The organism is Ochrobactrum sp. AP1BH01-1, assembly GCF_018066705.1.
GTDB lineage: Bacteria > Pseudomonadota > Alphaproteobacteria > Rhizobiales > Rhizobiaceae > Brucella.
The window spans coordinates 780,098-804,702 of the sequence record NZ_JAGPOU010000003.1; the positions used below are offsets into that span (position 1 = coordinate 780,098).

Below are 24,605 nucleotides of genomic sequence, written 5' to 3' on the forward strand. Positions count from 1 at the left end.
CGTCCTGTCACGTAAGGATATTATCTGTTCAAACGCTAACCAGGCAGGTTCGGTCATGGGAGGTAAAACGGTCACGCGAGCTGATCTGGCAGAGGCTGTTTACCGGAAGGTAGGCCTTTCCAGAACGGAGTCGGCGGCTCTTGTCGAGATGATCCTCGATGAAGTCTGTGACGCTATCGTCAACGGTGAAACCGTGAAATTGTCGTCTTTCGCGACATTTCAGGTTCGCGACAAGAACGAGCGCATTGGCCGTAATCCGAAAACGGGCGAGGAGGTTCCAATTCTTCCCCGCCGTGTGATGACTTTCAAAGCTTCCAACGTTCTCAAGCAGCGTATTCTGCAGGAACATCAGAAGCGCGAAGCCAAAAGCCAGAAGTAATCGCTGAAATGCTGTCCATGGGGCAGCATTTTATTTGGCCCTCATCTCAAGCTGACATCGGTTCCTTCTGTGCCTGACAAGGTCAGGTGCAAGGGGCGATTTTGGCTTGGCTGGAGTTGCCGTCGCATAACCGGGAACCGGCTGCGCTGCCTTCCGTTCTGCGTGAAGGGATGCTTATAAAGCTCTGATATTATATAATGGATTTTACAGGGCGAATCGCTCTGCTAATATTGCAATCTGAAAAACCTGCGGTTTTTCAGAACGAGTTTGCGTTGAGCACCGTCCGGTTTTGAATGACGTTGAGCTGTGCCTTTTTGCACGCTGGAGATTGTTAACTCCCGTCCTTTAAAATCTGATGCTGAAACGCCTTTTGTGTAGCAAGCGCGTTTGCGAGTTGAACTATCTGGATCGGCGAGGTTGCGCCGCGACGGCGAAACCCGAACCTCTGGAAAGGGCAAGTGGAATGGACAAGAGCCCTGATGCATTCAGGACGATCAGCGAAGTAGCGGAGGAACTCGATCTTCCGCAGCATGTGCTGCGTTTCTGGGAGACACGCTTTACCCAGATCAAGCCTATGAAACGCGGCGGCGGCCGCCGATATTATCGCCCGCTTGATGTGGAATTGCTCAAGGGCATTCGCCATCTGCTCTACGATCAGGGTTATACCATCAAGGGGGTGCAGCGACTGCTCCGCGAAAACAACGCACAGTTCATCATCGCGCTCGGCAATGGCGATGTTCAGGCCATCGAGGCGATTACGCGCCAGAAGCAGGCCGCCGCCGACAAGCGCGCTGCGGAAGAGGCGGCGGATAATGAAATGGCTTTGCCGAGCGGCATCAAGGCGCCCCAACCGGCCCGCAAGCTCTTCGGTCTCCTGAAGGGCGAGGAAGACGGTCCCATCGGCGCTGATGGAAGGCGGCCATCGAAGGATAATCGCTCGCTTCTGCAGGAAGCATTGTTCGACCTGCTCGAATGCAAGCGTCTTCTCGATCAGGTACGTTGATCCACTTCGGACCATATGAAAAAGGGAGGCTTTTGCCTCCCTTTTTTTAGCGGACTGGATCAGCTGGACGAGAGTTTCAATCCGATGATGCCGGCGAGGATCAGCGTCACGCTTGCGATGCGGAAGAAGGTGGCAGCTTCTCCGAGGATGACGATGCCCACCACAAAAGCCCCCACCGCACCGATGCCGGTCCAGATCGCATAAGCCGTACCGAGCGGCAAGCTGCGCATGGCGATGGATAGCAGGGCGAAGCTGCCGATCATTGTCACAATGGTGATGACGCTCGGTGTGAGAAGGGAAAAACCTTCCGATTTTTTCATGAAAAAGGCCCAGACAACTTCGAGAATCCCGGCCACGACCAGATAAATCCATGCCATTTTAATGCTCCCTGATGAGGGTTCTGAACGGGCCGTCCCGTTCGTTGTGGAAGCGGGAAGGTCGTCCTTCCCGCGAATTCACCATTCAATGCGACGGATGCAGCGCATTGTCAGCATCATGATGTGTGCGGAAGGGAGAGGGGACCGGGCTGAATGCCGATTTCGCCAAGTTCAACGATGGGCTTGATTGCGAATTGTTCGATCGGACCCGCCATAGGACACCTTCCTATGGGGCCGTCCCCGATGCAAACACTGGCGCGGGTCGTCCCGCGCAGCCTCGTAAATAGTGATTCCTGAACGAAGAGGCAAGAGGGTTACAGCCCTCGAACGCCAACGGAAACTTGATCGCGCATCCCATGTATCAGGGAGTATTTTCGGGTATCCTGTTGTTCTTATCCAAAGATTATGCCGGGAGATCGATCAATGACCATCTCAAGACGTAATTTCATTGTTACAGCAACTGCTGCTGGGGCCGGATTGGCTTTATCGCCTCTGGAGCTCGCCAACGCAGCAGCCAATACAGGCAGTTCCAAAGTGCAAACCCCTTCACAGGTAGAAAATCCGGGCTTCCACCGTTTTCAGTTCGGCGATTTTGAGATCACCACGCTTTCCGATGGGCGCAGGGCAGGCGAGGCGCCCGAAAAGACTTATGCGGTCGATCAGGATCCGAAGGCGGTCGCCGCACTTCTCGAGGAAAATCTTCTGCCCGCTGACCGTTTCGTCAACAGCTTCACTCCGGTGCTCATCAATACGGGCAAGGAACTTGTCCTGTTTGACACAGGCATGGGAGCTGGCGCTCGCGAGGCGGGGCTGGGCAGGCTGGTCGGTGCGCTGGAAGCCTCTGGTTACAAGACGGATGATGTCTCGCTGGTTGTCCTGAGCCATTTCCACCCCGATCATATCGGTGGATTGATGGAAGACGGCAAGCCAGCCTTCGCCAATGCCCGATACGCTGCCGGGCAGAAGGAATTCGACTTCTGGACAGACCCCGCGCGACTCGACAGCCCGGCAAAAACGGTTGCCGAAATGGTGGCCAAAAACGTGAAGCCACTTGCGGAGAAAATGACGTTTCTGGGTGACGACAGCGAGGTCGTTTCCGGCATTCATTCCGTTGCGGCCTACGGCCACACGCCGGGCCATCTGGCTTTCCGCGTCGAAACGGGCGGCAAGTCGCTCATGCTGATCTCGGACACGGCAAACCATTTCGTCATCACATTGCAGCGACCCGAATGGCACGTTTCCTTCGATATCGACAAGGAAGCCGCCGTTCAGACCCGCAAGCGCATATTCGATATGATCGCGACCGACAGGCTTCCGTTTATCGGCTATCATATGCCGTTTCCGGCGCTGGCTTATCTAAAGCGGGAAGGCGAGGGCTATCGCTACATCGCGGAAACATACCAGTTGCGCGAGAAATAGGTCCGGAGGCTCAGAGGGCATCTTTAACGTCCGCCGGCGACGTCGATGAACGTTCCGGTTACATAGGCGGGGGCGTCGTTCAGCAGCCAGAAAATGGCTTCCGCGACTTCCTCGGCCTTTCCGGCGCGTCCCACCGGCGTACCCGCGCCCAGCCTCGCCGCGCGATCCGGATTGCCGCCGCTGGCATGAATATCGGTATCGATCAGGCCGGGACGCACCGCGTTGACGCGAATACCTTTCGGTGCCAGTTCCTTCGAGAGGCCGGTGGTCAGCGTATCGAGCGCGCCTTTCGCTCCGGCATAATCCACATATTCAAAAGGCGAACCAAGGCGTGACGCCATGGATGACACGATGACGATGACGCTTTCCGGCTGCAAGCGGCGAGCTGCTTCACGGGCACATAGATAGGTGCCGTAAACATTCACATCGAACATGGTTTTCAGGCGCTCGGCGCTCATTTCCGCAAGCGGCATTGTCTGGGCTACGATCCCGGCATTCAGAACGACGCCTTTCAGCGAACCGAGCCCAGCTTCTGCCTTGTCGAACACGGAGATCACGTCCTGTTCGCTCGATATGTTGCCTCGGATCGCCAGCGCTTTCGCGCCAAGTTCCGCTGCAGCGGCCGCCGTCTGCTGAGCGGCTTGTTCGTTCCCTGCATAGTTGAGAGCTACAGACCAGCCCTGCGCCGCACTGCGCAAGACAGTAGCGCGACCGATACCACGGCTGCCGCCAGTGATCAGAAGGTTCTTCATGGATTCTCCCCTATACAATTCGTGGCGGAGCTAATCCGATTTCCACATTATGTGCAAAGGGTACAACGAATGAAAATGGTGGGGGGGAGGGAAAATGGTCGGAGCGGCGGGATTCGAACCCACGACCCCTTGACCCCCAGTCAAGTGCGCTACCGGGCTGCGCTACGCTCCGAGCCGGGGAAAGGCTTAGAATATAAAGGATTTTCCCGCAAGCCGTAAAAACTGCAAAAAAGAACAAAATGCACACAGATGCACGGCGTAGAACCTTTCGGCACCAAAAGTCCCACGGAAAATCCCGTTCTGGTCTCCTGCCTTCGATGTCATTCCGTCTTCTGCTCTTTTGACTTGATAAGCGATTCGTCGCCCGCCGGTTACCAATGGGAATTTTATCGATAGCAAGGCCAGAGAAAAGCGATAGGACAATGGGGACGAAACGGGCGAGGTCTTAGAGAGACAAACAAGAGGCTCGATCAGGTGCTTGCCGTGCGTGCGCGGGATAAAAAGATTTGAGCAAAAGAACCCCGCAGTGCCGCCGGGCCTCTCAGGCAGGTGATTTAAGAAGTGCTCGAGGAGGCTTGGCCTGGCCTCTGTCTCGTCGGGGCTTTGCGTTTTGGCTTTGGCAGCAGTCCTTCTCGCTGCGCTCTCTTTTTCGCATCTTTCCTTGCGCGACGGATGGCTTCGCCCTTCTCTCGAACACGTCTTTCTGACGGTTTCTCGTAAGCGCGACGTGCTTTCATTTCACGAAATACACCTTCGCGCTGCAGTTTCTTTTTCAGTACACGAAGCGCCTGGTCGACATTGTTATCTCTGACGAGTACCTGCAATTTCCATCCTACTCTTTTGATAATCCGGCATGATCGCGCTCCAGTCGCGCGGCTCGGAGCCGTTCAGTTTTTGCGTCTACTGCAGCTCTTTCTTTTTCCAGAATGCCTTTGGCCGTCTTGTCGGTCACAGCGTTCTTTGTTTCCATCCTCGTGAGAGGCTGCTTGAAGAGCGTTTCTTTTGTGAGCTCACCCATATTGTAATACTCCCTTTTCGGCTGATGGTTCCGCATTTGGGACAGAAAAACACACGCCAAAATAAAAAAGGTCGGGCTAACCCGACCTTCCAATTGTCTCAACGAACAATGCCAGTACATCCGTGGTCAAGGTCGAAGACAATATCTCGTCTCTGGCTATAGAGCCTGAAGGTTATCAGCGGCTTTCTTGCCCGACCGGCGATCGGCCACGAGTTCGAAGCTCACCTTTTGGCCTTCGTTGAGCGTATGCAACCCTGCTCGTTCAACGGCTGAAATGTGAACAAACACGTCTGGAGAGCCGTCTTCAGGCTGGATGAAACCGAAACCTTTGCCGCCATTAAAGAATTTTACTGTTCCATTAGTCATACTGAAATTCCTTTCAATTTGCATGATCAAAGAAACAACGAATAGAATTCGTTGCGATTATTACGAAATTGAAAGAAAAAGCAGGCGCGATGAGCGGCATCTCGTTCGATGACAAAATCGATATTTGTTAATATATTCCTCAATATCCAATTTTACAAGGGACCATCATAATTATTATTTTTGTTATTGCCGCCGTGGAAATTCGCCATGATCAGGAGCGCGGCGCAAAAAGGATGATGCATGTCCCGGCGAAGGCCGTGCACGCGCCGATCATATCCCATCGATCGGGGCGGGCGCCTTCGGCAAACCAGATCCACAAGATCGACGCGATTATGTAGATGCCGCCGTAGGCCGCATAGGCGCGGCCGGCTACATTGCTTTCGATAAGGGTCAGCAGATAGGCGAACAAGGCGAGGCTTAGCATCCCCGGCACCAGCCAGAGCGCTGACTTGTCAAGCTTCAACCAAGCCCAGAAGGCGAAGCATCCGGCAATTTCAAAGAGGGCTGCTGCGGCGTATATGGCGAATTGCAAGGTGCTGCTCTCCCAGATCCCGGAACATTTTCAGCGAAGTACGAAGCGTTTATGCTTGGGATGATGCAGTGTACAAACAGTTAGAGCGGTTTCGGCAATTCCGTTTTAGCCGCAGCCGCTCCAAGCGAAAGCTGATACCTGTATTCCAGCCCCGCACAACCCCAGATGACTCCGAAAAGCAGATAAAAATGACGCCAGTGATCGGTATCGATGACATTGCCGATCAAAACATGGCTGAGATAGGTTGCATAAGCGCACAGAAGAAACGGCTGCCACGGACGATTGCGAAACAGAAGCTTGAAGCCGATCCCGAGTGTCAGGAATGTCAGCGTCAGAAAGGCGATGAAGCCGATCCAGCCATATTCGAGCACCGCCTTGAGCCAGATATTGTGGGTGTCCTCGCCAAACTTCGGGGCGAATTCGAGTGGACCAATGCCAAGCGGATGCTGGCTGGCAAGGAGCAGTCCAAGCCAATGGCGTGCGAAGCGTCCGAGCCGTGCGCTATCATAACTTTGTTCGAGGCGCGCGCGCTCGCGAAAGAAATCGCCGACGCCGGGAATTTGCAGGATAATCAGGATCGCGAGAATGATTGCTGCGACGACCAGCAGACCGATCGCGATCAGCCGAAGGCGAAAACGATTGCTGTTGCTTTGCAGGAAGAGGGTGCCAAACAGAACGATGAAGGAAAGGGGCACCATCGCCCAGGCCGCACGTGAGAAGGACACCAGTACGCCGAGCGTAAGGAGGCAGCAGAACGGCAGATAGATGGCCAAGTCGCGCAAGCCCCCGCGCATGACGCGATATAGCGTCCAGGTCAGGGGCAGTATCAGAAAAGGCCCATAGACATTCGGGTCCTGAAATGCGCCCTGCGCCCGTCCGTAGCGCGTGAATATTTCCGCCCCGGGAAACAGGCCGAGATAACCGGCGATGCCGAATATGGATGAAAGCACGCCGACCACAAGATAGGCATTGAAGATGGTCCGCAGACGTCTGTGATCAGCTTCGATCACAGCCGCGAAGAATACCGAAGTAAAACCCAGAAACAGCGAAACGGCGATGTAGAGCGGGGCTTTCTTGACGTCAGCCATCTGCATGACCGAGATCATGCCGCCGAAATTGAACACGGTAAGGATTGCCAGCAGCACAAGACTGGTTCTTGTCAGCCGCAGGCCGAACAGCAATGCCAGCGCAATCAGGCCGACCATATAGAGTTCGTAAGGCGCGGGCTCGCTCATGACGAAGCCGAGCAGAAAAACGCCGAAACCGATCGCCGTGTTGGCGATGAGGCGATTGAGTGCACGTTTGCGCGCTACGTCTGCCCGCAGCACCATGGCGGGGGGCAGATTGCCGTCAAACCTGTGCGCCACGCTGGTCAATAGGCGTTTTCCGTATTGAGGAGCCGTATCGGCGTCAGGAACAGAATCTTGAGATCGAGCCACAGCGACCAGTTTTCGATGTAATACAGATCGAACTCCGTGCGCATGCGGATTTTGTTTTCATTGTCGATTTCACCTCGCCAGCCATTGATCTGCGCCCAGCCGGTGACCCCCGGCTTCACGCGATGGCGCGCGAAATAACCGTCAACGACCTCATTGTAGAGGACATTGTGCGAATGGGCTGCGACCGCATGCGGGCGGGGGCCGACGAGGGATAGGGAGCCTGCAAGAACATTGAAGAACTGCGGCAGCTCGTCGATCGAGGCTTTCCGGATGAAGCGCCCGACACGGGTTACGCGAGGATCGTTTTTGGTAACGGCCAGCTTCGCGGTCGGATCGCACATCTCGGTATACATCGACCGGAACTTCCAGACATTGATGACTTCATTGTTGAAGCCATGCCGTTTCTGCTTGAAGATCACAGGGCCTTTGCTGTCCAGCTTGATGGCAATCGCCGTGCCGATCATGATGGGCGAAAGGAGAATGATGCCGAGAATGCTGAACACCACGTCGAAGGCGCGTTTGGCGACGGAATCCCAATCGTTGATCGGTTTGTCGAAAATATCCAGCATTGGTACCGCGCCGACATAGGAATAGGCGCGGGGACGGAAACGCAGGTGGTTGTTGAGGGCCGAGAGACGAATATCAACCGGGAGAACCCACAGCTTTTTCAGCAAAGCCAGCACGCGGGCCTCAGCGCTGATTGGCAGAGAGACGATCAGCATGTCGATGCGCGCAATGCGGGCGAATTCGATAAGCTCGTTGATATTGCCGAGTTTCGGATAGCCCGCGACAATGGGTGGCGAACGCTTGTCGTCACGATCATCGAAGATGCCGCAGATGCGGATGTCGTTGTCCGGCTGCTGTTCAAGCGAGCGAATGAGCGCTTCTGCATTGGGACCGCCACCGACGATGACGGCGCGGCGCTCCATCGTGCCGTTTCGTGCCCAGCGCTTGATTTTCCAGGCAATGAAGAGACGCGAGAGCACCAGCAGCACGCAGGCGCTGAGCGCCCAATAGAGGAACCAGCCGCGCGAGAAATCGGAGGAAGACTTCAGCAGGAAGCCCGCAATGGCAAGTGTGCCAAGTACGGCCGCCCAACTGATGAAAAGCCGCCGCAGATACCCCCCCGGACTGCGCAGTACGTTGATCTGATAGCCGTCATTGACTTCCATCAATAGGACGAAAAGCGCGCCGCCGGCGATGATGATGAGCGGGTAATAGAGGACGAGATGCGTGCGGACGCCAACATAGAACAGAAAGCTCGCAATACCGGCGAGGAAGACGAGCCCGAACTCCACCATGCGCATGACGCCGCTCAGCATCAGCGGTGAAAATGTTTCGCGCTGATACTGTTCGGCCATCTGGCGCGCAAGCGGACCGAGTTTCACCGAGCCTTGCGACCTCGCGTCTTGCCCGGCTTCCTGCTTGCCGCTGGCTTCCATGGCTTTTCGGCCAAAAGGAGAAAGCGCATCATTATCTCGCACAACGTTGCCCCTGATCATAAAGATGACGCGTAGTGATTAGCCTCAAAGTTCTAAGCAGAACATGAACACTGCCTGACAAGCTTACGGCTTAGGTAAACACTCGATTAAATACATGACTGAAAGCCGTTACTGTTAGCAATGGCTAAAATAGAAAAGATTTCTGCCCCAACTGTTACTACATTGGCTGCGGCAACCGGTAGGCGCCAGTTGTCGCAAGGCTTGCCTTGTCGGATTATATTGCCTAGGACGGTGATATGGAACCGTTGGAAGATAAAGCTGCAAGCGGCATTTTGCCATCGAACTGTTCGGCACATATCGCCGTCAACAGGCAGGCTCTCTTCCCCCTCCTGATCGGCACCAGATCGGACGATGTCATGGGGTTGCTGCGCGTCTGACCGCACAGCGACCCAAAATCCTGATGAGAGCAATTCACGCTGCGACCTTTGAAGGTCGTATTAACTGTTTGTTTTGATGCGCTTTATCCGAGCCCTTCTGCGACGTTCGGAAAGGCGCGCTAGGGTTGATCATGACTATCTGGGCCGAACTGGCTAGAGCGGGCAATCATGCCGGCGATGAAATTCTGTTGCGAAAACGCGATCACATCTATGAAATTCGCTATAACGGCCTGGAACTGATGTCCAACATCAATTTCCAGTCCGAAACCGTATTGGCAGAACGGTCGCTTCGCCTGCACGGGCGGGCGGTGTCGCATATGCTGATCGGCGGGCTCGGCATGGGCTTTACGCTTCGGGCCGCACTTGACTTGCTTGGACCCGACGCCAGGGTGACAGTCTGCGAGCTTGTGCCGGAGATCGTGGACTGGAACCGGACCCATATCGGTCATCTTGCGGACCATCCGTTGAAAGACCCGCGCGTCGATGTCCGGGTTGCGGACGTAATGGATGTTCTCCGTGCAGAGCAGGGCCGGTATGACGCCATTCTGATGGACACGGATAATGGACCGGATTTCACCGTCCGCGCTGCCAATGGCGCCATCTATGAAGATGATGGCCTCAGGCTGGTGAAAGGAGCGTTGAAGCCGAATGGCATCGCCGCTTTCTGGTCGGCAACCATATCCAACCCGTTTGAAGATAAGCTGGACATGCTGCCCTGGGAGTGGCAACGCGAGGATGTATCGCTCATCGGCGGGCGCGCCGATGCGTTCCATTACATCTATTTTGCGGCGCGGGGCGGATTCCGGTCGCAGGTCGACAGGGCCATCACTGCATCCCAGCCCTTTGCGGCAATGGCGGGCTGAGGGAATATCCCTCAGTCTCCCGGTACTGTCCGGTCCGGATGCGCCTCGTAATAGATCGTCTCGATCGAGTGCGCCATGGATTGCAGGCTGAAACGCTCGTGTAGCCGCGCTGCGTCCGGCATCGCGGCGCGAAACGCTCCGGGATCATCCGCAACGCTCAGCATCTTATGCGCAAGCGCCTCGTCCTCCGGCTCCACCAGCGCCGGGGAACGAGGTCCGAACACTTCGGGGATGCCGCCGACATTGCTGGCGATGACGGGTTTTCCGGCGGCGAGCGCCTCCAGAACGATATAAGGAAACGCTTCGGCACGCGATGGAACCACCATTATCCGCCCCAGGGCAAAGGCGTCACGCGCAGCCATGCCGGGCAGAAACCGGATTTGCCCGGAAACGCCAAGTTCGTCGGCAAGGGCGATGAAGCCGGGCTTTTCCGCGCCGTCTCCCACCATGGTTGCGGTGAAGTCGCGCTGGTTCTGGGTGCGCAGACGAGCAAGGGCACGGATCATGAGGTCCGGTCCCTTCAACTCGCGCATCGTGCCAACAAACAGAAAGTCACTGGCATCGGCTGCGTCGGCGACCGGGATGAACTCCCCTTCGGTCAAACCGTTATAAACGACGGCATGGAGGCCATAGGGCCGCCCTACCTTCTCTTCGTAGATGCGCTTTTCGAAGTTCGAGACGAACATCACCGCGTCGGTCAGAGGGGCCAGCAATCTCTCGACCAGAAAGACGGCGCCGCCGCGCCGCGTTTTCCGGTCGAAATGCAGGCTGCCGCCATGCGGTGAATAGATACGGGCTACGCGAGACCTGAATACCCGTAAGACTGAGCCGAACAAACGTGCATAGACCCCGCCCTTGGCGCCATGTCCGTGCAATATGTCCGGCTGCAATTTCTTGATGATGCGATATGATTTATAGGCTGCGGCTGCATCGCCCAATCCGACGTGGCGCTGCATTGCAATTCGATGAAGGCCGAGCGCGAGCTTTGGCCGTAATTCTTCCAGAAGCGCGTCTTCGCGCGGGCCGCCGGTGCTTGCGTCGCAGACGATGCCGACCGCGTGGCCTTTTTCCGCCTGCAAGTCCACCAGATCGCGAACATGGCGGAAGAGCCCACCGGTCGGTTCGCGGAAGCAGTGGACGATACGCAGTGGGGAGACATTGGTGTCATCAGCCATCAATCGCCATCAGAACAGACGTTCGCGCACATAGATCGTGTCGCCCGGCAGGATAGGATCTGAAATCAGCACGCGGCCGGTCAGAACCTTGCCGTTGAACTGGCGCGTGATGTCGACATTTTCCTGATTGGCACGTGGGCTGAAACCGCCGGCAGCGGCAATTGCCTTCTGTGCGGTCATGCCAGGGACATAGGAATATTGGCCGGCAGCACCAACTTCGCCCATCACGAAAATGGGGCGATAGCGGTCGATTTCCGCGCTGACGTCCGGGTCGCGCAGGTAGCCGCCGCGCAGCTTCGATGCGATGAGGCCTTCCAGCTGTTTGGATGTCTTTCCGCGCGCCGGAATGCTTCCAACGAGGGGGAAGGCTATATAGCCAGCCTGATCGACGCTATAGGTGTTGGTGAGGCTCGGCTGCTCGAAAACCGTAATGCGCACGCGATCACCGGCGTCCAGCATATAGGGCTGGTTCAGTGCTTCGTGGAAAGCGGGCGGGGCAGGGCGATAGCTGGAGCAGGCAGAAAGCGTCATGGCGGCAAGGCCGAGTGCCACGAGCAGAGTGTGGCCTTTGCGCTTGTTATGAGTTGTCGTCGCCGTCATCTTCCGCCTCGGTTCTTCCGAAAAGCATTATTTCCTACGAACGCAATCGACGCGGTATGCCGCGTGGTTACGAATATCGGTTGCAAGCGTTATCGATTGATTAGGGTTAATGGCTGGTAAAGAAGACAGGTTCCAGCGCAAAAACTTTGCGGCGTGCCGGTGGCTTATCCCGTTTAACCCTCTGGTTACCTTGTTCCTTTACCGTTCGGCGAGATTCGGGGGCCGTTTACCCCACGCGGGCGAGAGCGGTCGCGCGCCCAAGCGCACTCGCGAAGTCCATGGAGAATGGTGAATGGCAGAAGTCGGTCCGTTATCAAAAGATGCAGATATCGATATCGGCGCGCTGTTCGCCAGCCTGCGGCGCCACTGGCTGTTCATTGTTCTCGGCGCGCTTCTCATGGCGGCGCTTGCTTGGACCATCTGCCTCCTTCTGACGCCGGATTATCGTGCCGAAGCGCGCATCATGATCGAGGCCCGCGAATCCATCTATACCCGTCCCACTGGCGAAACCGCCGCCGAGCGGCCACTATTCGATGCCGAAGGCGTGAAAAGCCAGGTCGAGGTATTTTCCTCCGGCGAGCTTCTCAAGAAGGTTTCCGACGACCTCAAGCTCACCGATAACGCAGCTTTCACGGCGACAGACGTGAAGCCGTGGACCCAGGCTCTCATCATGCTGGGCATGCGCACGGACCCGGCGCGGCTGACTCCGGAAGAGCGTGTTTTACAGCAACTTCGCAAAAACATGCAGGTTTTTGCTGTTACCGCCTCGCGCGTCATCGTGGTGCAATACACATCCGCGGACCCTGAGACAGCTAAGAACGTCGCCAACGCGCTGGCCAATCAATATATCCTGTTCCAGCAGGCTGCGAAGCTGGCATCGAACGATGATGCGACCGGTTGGCTTGCCCCCGAAATCGACGACCTGCGCAATCGTGTCCGCGATGCGGAAAGGAAGGTCGCGGATTATCGTGCTTCGCGTGGACTTCTCACCGGCCAGAGCAACAGCACAATTGCGACACAGCAGCTTTCTGAAGTCTCGACTGAACTTACGCGGGTGCGCACCAGCCGTGCTTCGGCGGAAGCGAAGGCGGAAAGCATTCGCAAGGCACTCGCCTCTGGTGCTCCCATCGACACGCTGCCGGATGTACTCGCTTCGGGGATGATGCAGCGCCTAGCCGAAAGGCGCATTCAGCTCAATGCCCAGATTGCCGATCTTTCGACGACGCTTCTGGACGGTCATCCGCGTATCAAGGCGCTACGTTCGCAGCTTGTCGATCTCGACCAGCAGATCAGGAACGAAGGCCGCAAGCTCGTTGCCAGCCTCGATAATGAAGCCTCCGCAGCTAAGCTTCGCGAGGATGAGCTCAATCGTGAGCTGAACCGGGTGAAGGCACAGGCGGCACAGGCAGGCGATCAGGAAGTCGAGTTGCGCGCATTGGAGCGTGAAGCGGCGGCGCAGCGCCAGCTTCTGGAAACCTACCTGACGCGCTATCGCGAAGCCGCGTCCCGTACCGACCGCAATTATGTGCCGGTCGACGCCCGGGTTTTTTCTTCCGCCGAGGCTCCCGCCGTTCCCTATTATCCGATGATACTGCCGATTGTCGGCTCGACCTTCGTGGCGGGCTTGCTGCTGCTGTCGATTTTCGTTCTCTTGCGTGAGTTGTTCAGCGGGCGCGCATTCGTGACCGCGGATGGCCAGCGGATTGCTGCCGTCGAGGAAATCGAAATGCCGGTTATTGCCGCTGCGGCTGAAGCCGCTTCCGTGCCGCCATCCGGCTCCGAACGCGAGAATGCGGTTTCCGACGAAACAATTGCCGTGCCACGCCGTTCGTGGAGGATGCCGTTTGCGGCCAAACCGCCGGTGTCAGACATACGGAAAACCGTGGAGGAGCTTCCCATGATCGAGCGGGATGAGATCAGCCGACGTGAGGCGCGACAGCGCAATCCCAATGGCGTGGAAGCTGTTGTCGAGCTGCTTGCTGGCGGAAAGCAGAAGCGCGTCGTGGCTGTCTCTCCCGAAGGTGATAAGGCATCAGCGGGAACGGTGCGTCTGTTGCGCGAATTCGCTGACCGTGGCAAGCGGGCAATTCTCGTGGACATGACGGCACAGGGGACCGTGGGTCTGGCCATGTTGGACGGTGCACGTCTGCCCGGCATTACCGAGCTTCTGTCCGGCGAGCGACGGTTCAATGAGGTCATCCATAGCGACCGGTTCTCACAGGCGCATGTCGTGCCGCTGGGTGAGGCCGATCCCGAAATCGCCATGCGCTCCGCCGATCGGCTGCCGCTCATTCTCGACGCGCTGGAAACGGTCTATGATTTTGTCGTCGTAGAGTGCGGTCCGTCATCTTCGGAACAGATCAGGCGCATTGCCGACGGACCTGCTTTCGTCGTGATGAGCATCGTCGACCCGGATGACAAGGGCGTCGCGCTGGCTGCTCTCGACCTCGACCAAGGTGGTTATGAAGACGTCGTCATTTTGATGGACGAACCGGCCTGATTGCCGAATCTGATTCTGGAACAATGGCTTGGAACAGGTTCCTGAATCGGGTTGCCAGCACCCTCTACCTTTTTGCGAACCTGCTGCGCAGCGTCTTGGCCAAACCCCAAAGACGCGGATTTCGCTTGAGACTTCCGGCGACCGCGTTGCGGGCTGATTGCAGCGCCGTGAAAAGCTTGCCCTTGGCGGAAAGCGGCACGAATGTGTCGTAGATCGTGAGTTCGATGTCGCACCATTCGCGCTTGTATGGCTCATCACCGATACCGAAACTGTAGATCAAATGTCCCTGATCGCAACTCCGGCTGATATCCTCGAAGAAGAGGAATTCGCCCGGACTTGCCGTCATCAGTTCGTCTTGCGCGATTGCGCCAAACTCAACGGTCGGCCCTGCAATGCCGAACACCTTTCCGATGATCGAACGTATGGTTCCGCCCACCTCAAGAAAGCGCAGTTCGTTCAGTTCCCCGTCTTTCGCCAGGCCTTCGCGGAAGAAGGCGTTGAAGAAATTGCGCACATTCCCATCGGCGAATGGGTCGCTGATACCCATCTGCCGAAAACGCTGCGCCTTCATCGCAAAAAAGAGATCGAGAACCTCCGCTGTTTCAGTGTGGCTCCGGGCAGATGTAATTCTCCAGCCTCCGTTTTCTTCATAGCGGCGACCGTGCTGGCGATGTTTTTTCAGCTTTCGCTTGCGATTGGTCCGATCGAGCACCGCATCAAAGCCGGCATCGAGCGAGACAGCGAGAACCGGATTTGGATTGATCCCTCTTTCAAGGGCAAGCAGTGGATTGGGTGTGCCTTGCAGTTCAGCAAGCTGGCGTGTCAGCGATAGTGCGTCGATGTCGGGCCGCGCCTTGCGGATAGCCCCAACCATCTGACGGACCGCCTCGCATCCGGGAACGCTGCCATATTCCTTTCGTAGCCAGGGGAAATTGCAATTGGCGTGGGTTCCGCCGGGATAGCGTGCAATTTTCACACCCTTGTGGATGACGGCTTCCAGCGGCACAAGCAAGATTGGAGTGCTTCCGCGAAAAAGCCCGACGACAAAACTGTCAGCATTGACGAAGGCGCGCCAGTTATCGATCCAGGCGAGCGATTGAGGCGCGCCATGAACGGCCCCGGCATCTTTCCAGAGCCGCCCGATCTCGCTGAAATCCGTCAGAATGCGCGCTGCGACTTCGCCCGCCATTGTCTGCAGCATCCTAGGATGGGGTCAATGCTGTTTCTTGCGCGGCGGCTGTGCCATCCACCAGATGATGCCCATAGCGGGGAGAACCCAGAGGATGCCGGTCACGAAGAAATAAAGGAGATGTACCCACGCGCTTGACTGGGCCAGATGCGCTACCGCGATAATGGTCGCGAACACGGCATAGATGATGACCAGTGAAACCAGCAAAAAAGTGCCGATCAGTTTCTTCAGCCGGACGGGCATGGCGCAGTTCTCCTTTTCCCGGTTCATCACTAACCGGTGAGAGGGGACAGTGAAAGGGCAAAAACGCGGCGGCATGTCGCGTGGCGCCAGCTTGTAACCGTTTGACCTATGCGGCATGTATCCTTCGGCTCATTATCAAAGGGTGTATGGCATGACGGCAGCAGCGACACAGCATGTAGGACAGGGCTCTAGGTCATCGAAAGAGGACCGCGACCGCCGCCTTGTGCGGTACTGGCTTTATGCCGTGTTCGTCGTGCTGATTGCCATCGTCATGGTCGGCGGAGCCACCCGTATGACCGGATCGGGCCTCTCCATCACCGAATGGAAGCCCATTCATGGTGTCATCCCCCCGCTCAACCATGCTGAATGGGTGGAGGAGTTCGACAAGTATCGTCAGATTCCCCAATACCAGCAGATCAACAAGGGCATGTCGCTGGAGGAATTCCAGTACATTTTCTGGTGGGAATGGGCGCATCGCCTGCTGGCGCGCTTTGTCGGCTTTCTGGTCGCCGTTCCGCTGGCCTTCTTTTGGGTTACAGGGCGTCTCAAGGGCGGCCTGAAATATCGCATGCTAGGTCTGCTCGCGCTGGGCGGGTTGCAGGGCGCCATTGGCTGGTGGATGGTCGCCTCCGGCCTGAGTGAGTTGACGAGCGTCAGCCAGTACCGCCTGGCGATCCATCTGACGACAGCCTGTGTCATCATAACGGCGGTATTCTACATTGCGCGCGGGCTCGCAACCTATACGGAGCGCCCGGCAGAAAGATCGATCCAGCGCTTTGCCGGATGGATCGTGTTCGCAGTACTTGTGCAGATTTATCTGGGCGGCCTCGTGGCCGGGCTTCATGCCGGACTGACCTATAACACATGGCCGCTGATGGATGGTGCCGTCATCCCGTCCGATCTGTTTATTCAGTCGCCATGGTGGCGCAACCTTTTCGAGAACCCGAAGACGGTGCAGTTCGTGCACCGCATGTTCGCCTATACGGTTCTGGTTCTGGCTGTGCTCCACGCCTTGCAGGTTTGGAGGAACGCCGCTGGAACTACCCATGCGCGCCGTACGATTGTTCTGGTTGGTTTTGTTCTCGTGCAGGCCGTCATTGGCATTGCCACGCTTCTGATGAGCGTTCCGCTGCATCTGGGCCTGACACACCAGTTCTTCGCACTGATCGTGCTCGCTTTTGCGGTCGCGCACTGGCGCGCAACCAAGGGTGCTTATGAAGGATAATTTTTCTGGCGCAAATGCCTCAGCGCGGCGGCAATCTTCAGTTCCCGCGCTTCGTCCGCGTCGTTGCCGTCTTCGCGATGCCACGCGGCTGAGAGGCAGCCATAGGCGAACGCGTAATCCAGAATATAGGCGGGATCGCGCCCGATGATCGGTGCAAAATGTTCGGCCATGCGCCGGGCGCGTCCAAGGTCGAGGCAGAGATCATCCCGGTCGAGCGGATTGTAGAAGATATTGGCCGCGTCGAACGCTGCATCTCCGACAAGCCCGTGCGGATCTATGGCGAGCCAGCCGCGCGGTCCCCTGATGATGTTTTCGTGGTGAATATCGCCATGCAGCGGAATGGCCTTGTGCGGCGTCGCCAGCAGACGCTTCGCGACCGCTATGCCTTCTGCATAGAGCGGGCTTTCATGCGCTACCGCAAAAAGGCCGGAAAAGTGTTTGTCCAGCGGCTGCAAGTCAGCCGGTATCGGGGCGGGAGAGGGCGTGTGCAGCGCGCTCAAAACGTCGCCGAATATGTGCAAACATTCGCCGTCCTTGCCGCGTTTCAGGTGCTCATCGAGGTGATAATCACCCGCATATTCGAGCAGCATCGACGCACCTTTGAGGCCGTATAATCGTGCCGCACCATAGCCATCCTGCCAGTCGAGATAATGCGCGCCGCGCAACTCTTCCATCCCGGCTGGTTTCAGCTGCTTGACGACAAAAACCTCGCCTGGATGATCGATGCGTTCGACCTTCCAGACGAGGCTTGAATGCGTATCGGCCAAAGGCTCATAGGAGCCGATATTCCATTCGACAGGAAATACCGGCTGGGTCGTCATCAAATATTGCCGAGCATGAGGTTCATGTTCTGGACGGCGGCACCCGATGCGCCCTTGCCGAGATTGTCGAGCAGCGCCACCAGATTGACCTCCCCGTCGCCTTCAGTGCCGAAGACGAAAAGCTTCATGCCATCCTCGCCTGCAAGTTCTTCCGCATCGACACGCGGCAGCTTCGTGCTTTCTTCAAGCGGCACGACCTCGACAATATCCTGACCGGCATAATGCTCCGTCAGCGCGGCATGAACCTTTTCGAGCGAGGGCGATCCTTCCAGTTCGCTCAGGAAGAGGGGAACCTGCACGATCATGCCCTGCGGGAAGCGGCCCACGCTGGGCGAGAAGATCGGGCGGCGATCCAGACGGCCATGCAATTGCAGTTCCGGAACGTGCTTGTGACGCAGCGGAAGGCCATAGAGGAAGTTATTTGCCGCCAGATAGTCAGGATGGTTCTTGTCTTCCATCTGCGCAATGAGCTGCTTGCCGCCGCCGGTGTAGCCGGAAACAGCGTTTACGCTCACCGGATAATCGGCAGGCAGGAGTCCCGCATCGCGCAGTGGGCGAACAAGCGCAATCGCGCCTGTCGGGTAGCAGCCGGGATTGGCTACGAGGCGCGCCTCGCTGATGCGTTCGCGTTGGCCTTTTGCGAGCTCCGCAAACCCATAGGCCCAGTCGGGATGCACGCGATAGGCCGTCGACGTATCGATGATGCGGGTCGAGTTGTGACCTTCGAGCAGGGAAACCGCTTCCTTGGAGGCATCATCCGGCAGGCAAAGGATCGCAATATCGGCAGACCGCAGATAGTCGGCCCGCAAATCCTTGTTGCGGCGCTCGGCTTCCGGGATGGAGATCACTTCAAGGTCGTCGCGCTGGGCCAGACGGGTACGGATTTGCAGGCCGGTTGTGCCGTGTTCGCCATCGATGAAGATTTTCGGTTTCATGCGTTTTGCCTTTGAATTCAGAAAGTTACGACGATAATCGGAATCGGTGTTCGAGCTGCTTGAATCAATTTGTGAGCAAGCGTCTCATCGTCGTTCTCTCCGTTCGGCCAAAAGGCCCAGATAGTACATTGCGATCGTCGCTCCGGCGATGGCTGTTATATCGGCATGATCATAGGCCGGTGCAACCTCGACCACGTCAGCGCCCACGAAGTCAAGAGCCGTCAGCTTACGCAGGACGGACAGCATCTTCGCCGAGGAAGGGCCGCCCGCAACCGGTGTTCCTGTCCCCGGCGCAAAAGCCGGGTCAAGGCAATCGATGTCGAAGGTCAGATAGGCTTTCCTGCCATTGGTGCGTTTGAGGATTTCATCGGCAACTGCCGCCGCCGACATATCCTCGACCTCGTGGCCGTAAACGATCTTCATGCCGCAATCTTCCGGCGCGTGGGTGCGGATGCCGATCTGTATCGAATGGTTCGGATCGATGATCCCGTCGCGTACCGCGCGACCCACGAAAGAACCGTGGTCGATCCGCTTTCCATCGTCGAACCAAGTGTCCTGATGCGCATCGAATTGAACCAGCGCCAGCGGGCCATACTTCGCTGCATGAGCTTTCAGAAGCGGCCATGTGACGAAATGATCGCCGCCCAGCGTCAGCAGGAACGCATCCGATTTCAGGATTTTCGCCGCTTCGCGCTCGATGGTGGCCGGGGTTTTGCTGTGGTTGCCATAATCAAGCAGACAGTCGCCATAGTCGATGACAGCGAGTTTCTCGAAAAGATCGCGCTCGAACGGATATTGCGGGTCGTTGTCGAAAATGGCCGATGCCCGCCGGATCGCCTGCGGACCGAAGCGCGCGCCCGGCCGGTTGGAAACGGCTGCATCGAAGGGAATGCCCCAGACAACCGCTTCCGCTCCCTTGAGCGATTTCGTGTATATCCGCCGCATGAAGGACAACACGCCGGCATGGGTCGGGTCCGTGGCTGCACCAGTCAGGTTGCGGGCAGTGATCGCGTGGTCGATGGTCTTTGATGGCATGGCGGTCATCCGAGTGATAGTCTGGCTTCTATAGCGCTTTCATTCGCCTTTGGCATCAAATCCATAAGCGCGTTCCACACGGGCGATGCGCACGCGATAGGCTTCGTACCATTTCTGGCGCCCGAGCTTCTGCGCGACCAGATGGTCCACATCGCGCTTCCAGGCGCGGATACTTTCCTCGTCAGCCCAGAACGAATTGGTGATGCCGAAACCTTCCGCGTCGCGCGCGCTTTCAAGACCAAGATAACCGGGCTGCTTTGCTGCAAGTTCTCCCATCTGAGCCGCCATGTCTCCATAGCCGTCGTCCTCGCCGCCAGCATCCTTGCTCATGACACGCTGGGAAGCGAAGGTGACGATCAGATAGGGAGGTTCTGGTGTGACTGCAAAACGACTGGACGACATTCGGCGGGCTCCGTGCTGGCTGAGTCTCGCACTACATAACAAAAAAGCGGACCCGAAGGCCCGCTTTTTCTGTAAATCCAAAGCGACAGATATTAGCGCTTGGAGAACTGGAACGAACGGCGAGCCTTGGCCTTACCGTACTTCTTACGTTCGACGACGCGGCTGTCGCGGGTCAGGAAGCCACCCTTCTTGAGAACCGTGCGCAGGCCTGGTTCGTAGTAGGTGAGGGCCTTGGAGATGCCGTGACGAACGGCACCGGCCTGACCGGAGAGGCCACCACCGGCAACGGTGGCGACGATGTCGAACTGACCTGCGCGGTTCGAGGCGACGATCGGCTGCTGCAGGATCATCTGCAGGACCGGACGTGCGAAATACTTTTCGAATTCCTTGTCGTTGACGGTGATCTTGCCGGTGCCCGGCTTGACCCATACGCGTGCAACGGCGTCCTTGCGCTTGCCGGTGGCATAGGCGCGGCCCTGTGCGTCCAGCTTCTGGACATGAACCGGAGCGGCAGCTTCGGTCTTGGCAACGGTGCCGAGTTCTTCGAGCGAGTTGATGCTCTCAGCCATGATTATGCATTCCCTTTGTTCTTGCGGTTCAGCGCTGCGACGTCGAGGACTTCCGGCTGCTGAGCTTCGTGCTGATGGTTCGGGCCTGCATAAACGCGCAGGTTCTTCATCTGGCGACGGCCGAGCGGACCGCGCGGGATCATGCGCTCGATTGCCTTCTCAAGAACGCGTTCCGGGAAACGGCCTTCGAGGATCTGGCGAGCGGTGCGCTCCTTGATGCCGCCGGGATGGCCGGTGTGCCAGTAGTATTTCTTGTCGGCATACTTGTTGCCGGTCAGAACAACCTTGTCGGCATTGATGATGATGACATTGTCGCCATCGTCGACATGCGGGGTGAAGGTTGCTTTGTGCTTGCCGCGCAGGCGATTGGCGACGAGCGATGCGAGACGGCCGACGACGAGACCTTCGGCGTCGATCAGCACCCACTTCTTCACCACTTCGGCCGGCTTCTGAGAGAAAGTTGCCATTGAAGTCTTCCTTGACTTGATCCCTGTCCTTGCGAACCGGGCTTTTTTTGTTGCTTGTGTTGGACTTATCCAACCCGAACGGGCGGGCAAAAGTTACCTTTCACTCGCTTCCGGCGGGTCGATACACAATGTCGGGTTGGTCGTCAAGTCCTATATTTGAAACTCTGTTTTAAAAACATAATAAAATCAAACAGTTATGGTGTTGGTATTATAATACCTTACATTTTTGACCGTTTTATCGCGGTGGTATCGAATAAGTGGCGGTTGCGTGGGCGACAAGTTCGCCATTGGCACCGTCGGTAAGGCTGATGTCGAGCACGGCCAGTCGTTTGCCGAGCTTGAGCAGACGCGCCACTGCCTCGACCGTGCCGGGCGAAGGCTTACGCAGGAAATTGATATTCAGGTTGGTCGTCACCGCCAGGGCAACCGGACCGATATGGGCCAGAATGGCCGCATAGGCCGCGACATCGGCAAGCGCGAAAAGCGAGGGCCCGGAAACCGTGCCGCCGGGGCGCAGATGTTGTTCATCAGCGCGAAGGCGCATCGTGGCAGAGCCTTCCCCCAGGCTCACGAGCTCAAAAGCGTCGCCAAGCTGCGGAAATTCGCGTTTCATGAAGGCCCGGAGGTCTTCGGCCGTCATCACGGGGCCGACATTCGTGCGATGCGCGGTATTGATATTCATGCGTTCCTCCCAACTTAAATATTCAATAAGAGGTTCATGTGCCTCTAGGCAAGCACTGGCTCAGCCATTTGAGGAGAACAGAGATGCAAAATCTTTCCGATGATCGGATTCGCAACATTCTCCAATCCGTCAAAACAATTGCGCTTCTTGGCGCCTCACCGAAGCCGGAACGCCCGAGCAATGGCGTGATGGAATTCCTGCTTTCCAAGGGGTATCGCGTCATTCCCGTCAATCCGGGGCAGGCGGGCAAGGATATTCACGGCCAGCGCGTGGTGGCCCGGCTGGCGGATATCGAAGGGCCGGTGGATATGGTGGATGTCTTCCGCGAACCTTATTCGCTGCCGGGAATCGTGGATGAAGTTCTCGCGATGAAACATAGGCCGAAGGTCTTGTGGACACAGCTTGGTGTCGTGCATGAAGAGGCCGGGAAAAAAGCGGTGGACGCAGGCCTGACGGTCGTCATGGACCGCTGCCCGGCCATCGAATATCCTCGTTTGATCGGTCGATAAGAACTTTCGGATTTAATTTCTGCAATTCCGAAACTGGACGGAAAATCCTTCTTTGCTTTCTTGGCGGCAACGCCTAACGTCCGGACCTGATTGGGGTTTGGGACATAGGAGGAAATGATGTCAAAACGCTCTCCCGGAATTGAAACGCTCGCGGTCCACGCAGGCGCAAAGCCAGATCCGACGACAGGCGCTCGTGCAACACCGATCTATCAAACGACTTCGTTTGTGTTCGATGATGCGGACCACGCTGCTTCCCTGTTCGGCCTCCAGGCTTTTGGCAATATCTACACACGCATAACAAATCCGACGACCGCAGTTCTGGAAGAACGCATTGCCGCACTTGAAGGCGGTACGGCAGCGGTCGCAACGGCATCCGGCCATGCCGCACAGTTGCTCGTTTTCCATACGCTGCTGCGACCGGGTGACAATTTCGTCGCCGCGCGTCAGCTTTATGGCGGATCGATCAACCAGTTCGGCCAGTCGTTCAAGTCTTTCGACTGGCACGTGCGCTGGGCCGATGCCACCAATCCGACTGATTTCGCCAAGCAGATCGATGATCGCACCCGCGCCATCTTCATCGAGAGCTTCGCCAATCCAGGCGGTATCGTCGTCGATATCGAAGCGATTGCCGAAATCGCTCACAAGCACGGCCTGCCGCTGATCGTGGATAACACGCTTGCCTCGCCCTATCTGGTGCGCCCGATCGAGCATGGCGCGGATATTGTCGTCCACTCGCTGACCAAGTTCATCGGCGGCCATGGCAATTCCATGGGCGGCATTCTCGTTGATGGCGGCACCTTCGACTGGGCGAAATCCGGCAACTACCCGCTTCTGACCGAGCCGCGCCCGGATTATGCGGGTCTGGAACTGCACAAGACTTTCGGCAATATTTCCTTCGCCATCGCCGCACGTGTACTGGGCTTGCGTGATTTTGGACCGGCCATCTCTCCATTCAATGCGTTCCAGATACTGACAGGCGTGGAAACGCTGCCGCTGCGCATTCAGCGCCACAGCGACAATGCGCTGAAGGTCGCTTCCTGGCTGCATGGCCATGACAAGGTGTCGTGGGTCAATTATGCGGGGCTGCCGCATGATAAATTTCACGCTCTCCAGCAGAAATATGCGCCGAAGGGGGCAGGCTCCGTTTTCACCTTCGGCCTCAAGGGCGGCTATGACGCAGGCGTGAAGTTTGTCGACAGTCTCGAACTCTTCTCGCTGCTCGCCAATATCGGCGACACGCGTTCGCTGGTAATCCATCCGGCATCTACCACGCATCGCCAGTTGAGCGACGAGCAGAAGGTGGCCGCAGGCGCCGGACCGGACGTCGTGCGGTTGTCGATCGGCATCGAGGATGCAGACGATATCATCGCCGATATCGAGCAGGCGTTGGCAAAGGTCTGATCCATGAGCCGGTTTCTCGCTTTCAACCTCGCTGCCATGGAGCCGGAGGAAGGCGCTCCCTTGCCGGAGCGCGTCCTTTCCGGCGATCCCAGGTTTCGTACATGGAATTTGGAAGAGAACGCCGAAGGCACGCTTTTCGCGGGCATATGGGAAAGCACGCCTGGCAAGTGGCGGATCGAATACGACGAATGGGAATTCTGCCATATCCTGTCTGGGCGTTCGATCATCGAGGAAGAGAACGGAGAAGTCCGCGAAGTCAAAGCCGGAGACAGTTTCGTTATCCGGCCGGACTTCAGAGGCAGCTGGGAGGTTCTTGAGGCCACCCGCAAGGAATATGTCATCAAGCTATGACGACCGCCTCTGCTTTATAAAAAACACCCGCCGATTCGGCGGGTGTTTTTGTTTCAGTTGTGGGGACCGCGCTTGATAGGCTGGATAATCGGCAGATCGCCCGGATTTGGACGGCCTGCATTTCCTGACGGCGGACGATCCGGACGCGGCGGGCGCGGGCGCTCGGGCCTGTTATAACTCGGACGGTTCCTGTCACGGTCACGGTAACGATAATTGTCGCGGTAACGATAACGAGAGTCCCGATAATAACGCGGATAGCGGCGATAATCACGGTAATAGCCGCCGCTGTCATAAATGACGCCCGTACCAATATAGCTGCCGCGCGAATAGTAGGGATCATAACCGTCGCCATAATAGCCTTCGGACACGCAACCGCTGAGTGTGAGGCTCGCAGCGCCGATGCCAAGCGCGAGTAGAATAGATTTCAATGACATGTTCGCTACTCCAGTAAAGCCGGTGCCAGCGCTGGAATAC

Annotated in this window: 30 protein-coding genes and 1 tRNA gene; 10 read left to right on the top strand and 21 right to left on the bottom strand. The window is 57.1% G+C overall.

Annotation, left to right across the window (positions count from 1 at the left end):
• The first annotated feature begins 55 nt into the window (after positions 1-55).
• Positions 56-379 (top strand): integration host factor subunit alpha, encoded by a 324-nt coding sequence (locus J9800_RS14430; RefSeq protein WP_006472791.1) that lies wholly within the window; start codon positions 56-58, stop codon positions 377-379.
• A gap of 463 nt (positions 380-842) precedes the next feature.
• A complete protein-coding gene (locus tag J9800_RS14435) occupies positions 843-1,382 on the top strand; it encodes a MerR family transcriptional regulator (protein ID WP_114215667.1) in 540 nt (179 codons plus the stop codon).
• 59 nt (positions 1,383-1,441) lie between these two features.
• On the opposite strand, the gene sugE is transcribed toward J9800_RS14435, so the two are convergent.
• Complete coding sequence (gene sugE / locus J9800_RS14440) at positions 1,442-1,759, bottom strand: quaternary ammonium compound efflux SMR transporter SugE (RefSeq protein WP_112589505.1); 318 nt, start codon at positions 1,757-1,759, stop codon at positions 1,442-1,444.
• A 423-nt stretch (positions 1,760-2,182) separates the two neighbouring features.
• Here sugE and J9800_RS14445 point away from each other — a divergent pair, with 423 nt between their 5' ends.
• On the top strand, positions 2,183-3,178 hold the full coding sequence (locus tag J9800_RS14445) for an MBL fold metallo-hydrolase (RefSeq protein WP_114215666.1): 996 nt from the start codon (positions 2,183-2,185) through the stop codon (positions 3,176-3,178).
• 23 nt (positions 3,179-3,201) lie between these two features.
• Here J9800_RS14445 and J9800_RS14450 read toward each other — a convergent pair whose 3' ends face one another.
• The 8 genes from J9800_RS14450 to J9800_RS14485 form a co-directional block, all read right to left on the bottom strand.
• Positions 3,202-3,930, bottom strand: coding sequence for an SDR family oxidoreductase (locus J9800_RS14450; protein ID WP_114215665.1), 729 nt, complete (start codon positions 3,928-3,930; stop codon positions 3,202-3,204).
• 95 nt (positions 3,931-4,025) lie between these two features.
• Positions 4,026-4,102: transfer RNA gene (locus tag J9800_RS14455), tRNA-Pro, on the bottom strand.
• A 382-nt stretch (positions 4,103-4,484) separates the two neighbouring features.
• The gene (rpsU, locus tag J9800_RS14460) at positions 4,485-4,754 is read right to left on the bottom strand and encodes a 30S ribosomal protein S21 (RefSeq protein ID WP_112589500.1); all 270 of its coding nucleotides are present in this window, start codon (positions 4,752-4,754) and stop codon (positions 4,485-4,487) included.
• Positions 4,755-4,762: 8 nt separating this feature from the next.
• Entirely contained in the window at positions 4,763-4,948 is a 186-nt protein-coding gene (locus J9800_RS14465) for a hypothetical protein (protein ID WP_112589498.1), read from the bottom strand.
• A 156-nt stretch (positions 4,949-5,104) separates the two neighbouring features.
• Positions 5,105-5,314: a cold-shock protein gene (locus J9800_RS14470; RefSeq protein WP_112589496.1), complete on the bottom strand. Its 210-nt coding sequence runs from the start codon at positions 5,312-5,314 to the stop codon at positions 5,105-5,107.
• Positions 5,315-5,525: 211 nt separating this feature from the next.
• Positions 5,526-5,846: a YnfA family protein gene (locus J9800_RS14475; RefSeq protein WP_114215664.1), complete on the bottom strand. Its 321-nt coding sequence runs from the start codon at positions 5,844-5,846 to the stop codon at positions 5,526-5,528.
• A gap of 80 nt (positions 5,847-5,926) precedes the next feature.
• Complete coding sequence (locus J9800_RS14480; protein ID WP_114215663.1) at positions 5,927-7,222, bottom strand: O-antigen ligase family protein; 1,296 nt, start codon at positions 7,220-7,222, stop codon at positions 5,927-5,929.
• On the bottom strand, positions 7,219-8,727 hold the full coding sequence (locus J9800_RS14485) for an undecaprenyl-phosphate glucose phosphotransferase (protein ID WP_286191778.1): 1,509 nt from the start codon (positions 8,725-8,727) through the stop codon (positions 7,219-7,221). Before J9800_RS14485 ends, J9800_RS14480 begins: the two co-directional genes overlap by 4 nt.
• A gap of 296 nt (positions 8,728-9,023) precedes the next feature.
• On the opposite strand from J9800_RS14485, the gene J9800_RS14490 reads away from it, so the two are divergent.
• Together J9800_RS14490 and J9800_RS14495 are read left to right on the top strand one after the other, a co-directional pair.
• Positions 9,024-9,164, top strand: a complete 141-nt coding sequence (locus J9800_RS14490; RefSeq protein WP_162707470.1) for a hypothetical protein — start codon at positions 9,024-9,026, stop codon at positions 9,162-9,164.
• 131 nt (positions 9,165-9,295) lie between these two features.
• A complete protein-coding gene (locus J9800_RS14495; RefSeq protein WP_114215662.1) occupies positions 9,296-10,027 on the top strand; it encodes a spermidine synthase in 732 nt (243 codons plus the stop codon).
• 11 nt (positions 10,028-10,038) lie between these two features.
• On the opposite strand, the gene J9800_RS14500 is transcribed toward J9800_RS14495, so the two are convergent.
• Together J9800_RS14500 and J9800_RS14505 are read right to left on the bottom strand one after the other, a co-directional pair.
• Positions 10,039-11,202, bottom strand: a complete 1,164-nt coding sequence (locus J9800_RS14500; protein ID WP_114215661.1) for a glycosyltransferase family 4 protein — start codon at positions 11,200-11,202, stop codon at positions 10,039-10,041.
• 9 nt (positions 11,203-11,211) lie between these two features.
• The gene (locus J9800_RS14505) at positions 11,212-11,802 is read right to left on the bottom strand and encodes a polysaccharide biosynthesis/export family protein (protein WP_114215660.1); all 591 of its coding nucleotides are present in this window, start codon (positions 11,800-11,802) and stop codon (positions 11,212-11,214) included.
• A gap of 292 nt (positions 11,803-12,094) precedes the next feature.
• Here J9800_RS14505 and J9800_RS14510 point away from each other — a divergent pair, with 292 nt between their 5' ends.
• Complete coding sequence (locus J9800_RS14510) at positions 12,095-14,302, top strand: GumC family protein (RefSeq protein ID WP_114215659.1); 2,208 nt, start codon at positions 12,095-12,097, stop codon at positions 14,300-14,302.
• A gap of 64 nt (positions 14,303-14,366) precedes the next feature.
• Here the strand turns inward: J9800_RS14510 and J9800_RS14515 are convergent, their stop codons facing one another.
• Entirely contained in the window at positions 14,367-15,491 is a 1,125-nt protein-coding gene (locus J9800_RS14515) for a GNAT family N-acetyltransferase (RefSeq protein WP_114215726.1), read from the bottom strand.
• 24 nt (positions 15,492-15,515) lie between these two features.
• Positions 15,516-15,734 (bottom strand): DUF2842 domain-containing protein, encoded by a 219-nt coding sequence (locus J9800_RS14520; protein WP_006472806.1) that lies wholly within the window; start codon positions 15,732-15,734, stop codon positions 15,516-15,518.
• A 151-nt stretch (positions 15,735-15,885) separates the two neighbouring features.
• Between J9800_RS14520 and J9800_RS14525 the strand changes: the two genes are divergently transcribed.
• Entirely contained in the window at positions 15,886-16,959 is a 1,074-nt protein-coding gene (locus tag J9800_RS14525) for a COX15/CtaA family protein (protein ID WP_114215658.1), read from the top strand.
• On the opposite strand, the gene J9800_RS14530 is transcribed toward J9800_RS14525, so the two are convergent.
• From J9800_RS14530 to J9800_RS14560, 7 genes are all read right to left on the bottom strand, one after another.
• Positions 16,947-17,780: an aminoglycoside phosphotransferase family protein gene (locus tag J9800_RS14530; protein ID WP_114215657.1), complete on the bottom strand. Its 834-nt coding sequence runs from the start codon at positions 17,778-17,780 to the stop codon at positions 16,947-16,949. The genes J9800_RS14525 and J9800_RS14530 overlap by 13 nt on opposite strands.
• Positions 17,780-18,715 carry an N-acetyl-gamma-glutamyl-phosphate reductase gene (argC, locus tag J9800_RS14535; protein WP_114215656.1) on the bottom strand — a complete coding sequence of 312 codons (936 nt, stop codon included), beginning with the start codon at positions 18,713-18,715 and terminating at the stop codon, positions 17,780-17,782. The genes J9800_RS14530 and argC overlap by 1 nt, the downstream gene beginning before the upstream one ends.
• 84 nt (positions 18,716-18,799) lie before the next feature.
• The gene (gene speB, locus J9800_RS14540) at positions 18,800-19,750 is read right to left on the bottom strand and encodes an agmatinase (RefSeq protein ID WP_114215725.1); all 951 of its coding nucleotides are present in this window, start codon (positions 19,748-19,750) and stop codon (positions 18,800-18,802) included.
• A gap of 39 nt (positions 19,751-19,789) precedes the next feature.
• The gene (locus tag J9800_RS14545; RefSeq protein ID WP_114215655.1) at positions 19,790-20,152 is read right to left on the bottom strand and encodes an antibiotic biosynthesis monooxygenase family protein; all 363 of its coding nucleotides are present in this window, start codon (positions 20,150-20,152) and stop codon (positions 19,790-19,792) included.
• A 92-nt stretch (positions 20,153-20,244) separates the two neighbouring features.
• Positions 20,245-20,721: a 30S ribosomal protein S9 gene (rpsI, locus tag J9800_RS14550; RefSeq protein ID WP_002963925.1), complete on the bottom strand. Its 477-nt coding sequence runs from the start codon at positions 20,719-20,721 to the stop codon at positions 20,245-20,247.
• Between the two features lie 2 nt (positions 20,722-20,723).
• Positions 20,724-21,188 carry a 50S ribosomal protein L13 gene (rplM, locus tag J9800_RS14555; protein ID WP_006472812.1) on the bottom strand — a complete coding sequence of 155 codons (465 nt, stop codon included), beginning with the start codon at positions 21,186-21,188 and terminating at the stop codon, positions 20,724-20,726.
• Positions 21,189-21,423: 235 nt separating this feature from the next.
• Complete coding sequence (locus J9800_RS14560) at positions 21,424-21,870, bottom strand: PaaI family thioesterase (protein WP_114215654.1); 447 nt, start codon at positions 21,868-21,870, stop codon at positions 21,424-21,426.
• 83 nt (positions 21,871-21,953) lie between these two features.
• On the opposite strand from J9800_RS14560, the gene J9800_RS14565 reads away from it, so the two are divergent.
• The 3 genes from J9800_RS14565 (at position 21,954) to J9800_RS14575 (ending at position 24,131) form a co-directional block, all read left to right on the top strand.
• Positions 21,954-22,379, top strand: a complete 426-nt coding sequence (locus J9800_RS14565) for a CoA-binding protein (protein WP_114215653.1) — start codon at positions 21,954-21,956, stop codon at positions 22,377-22,379.
• Between the two features lie 117 nt (positions 22,380-22,496).
• Positions 22,497-23,780, top strand: coding sequence for an O-acetylhomoserine aminocarboxypropyltransferase (locus J9800_RS14570; protein WP_112589470.1), 1,284 nt, complete (start codon positions 22,497-22,499; stop codon positions 23,778-23,780).
• A 3-nt stretch (positions 23,781-23,783) separates the two neighbouring features.
• Positions 23,784-24,131 carry a cupin domain-containing protein gene (locus J9800_RS14575; RefSeq protein ID WP_114215652.1) on the top strand — a complete coding sequence of 116 codons (348 nt, stop codon included), beginning with the start codon at positions 23,784-23,786 and terminating at the stop codon, positions 24,129-24,131.
• 53 nt (positions 24,132-24,184) lie between these two features.
• Here J9800_RS14575 and J9800_RS14580 read toward each other — a convergent pair whose 3' ends face one another.
• On the bottom strand, positions 24,185-24,565 hold the full coding sequence (locus J9800_RS14580; protein ID WP_112589466.1) for a hypothetical protein: 381 nt from the start codon (positions 24,563-24,565) through the stop codon (positions 24,185-24,187).
• Between the last annotated feature and the right edge of the window lie 40 nt (positions 24,566-24,605).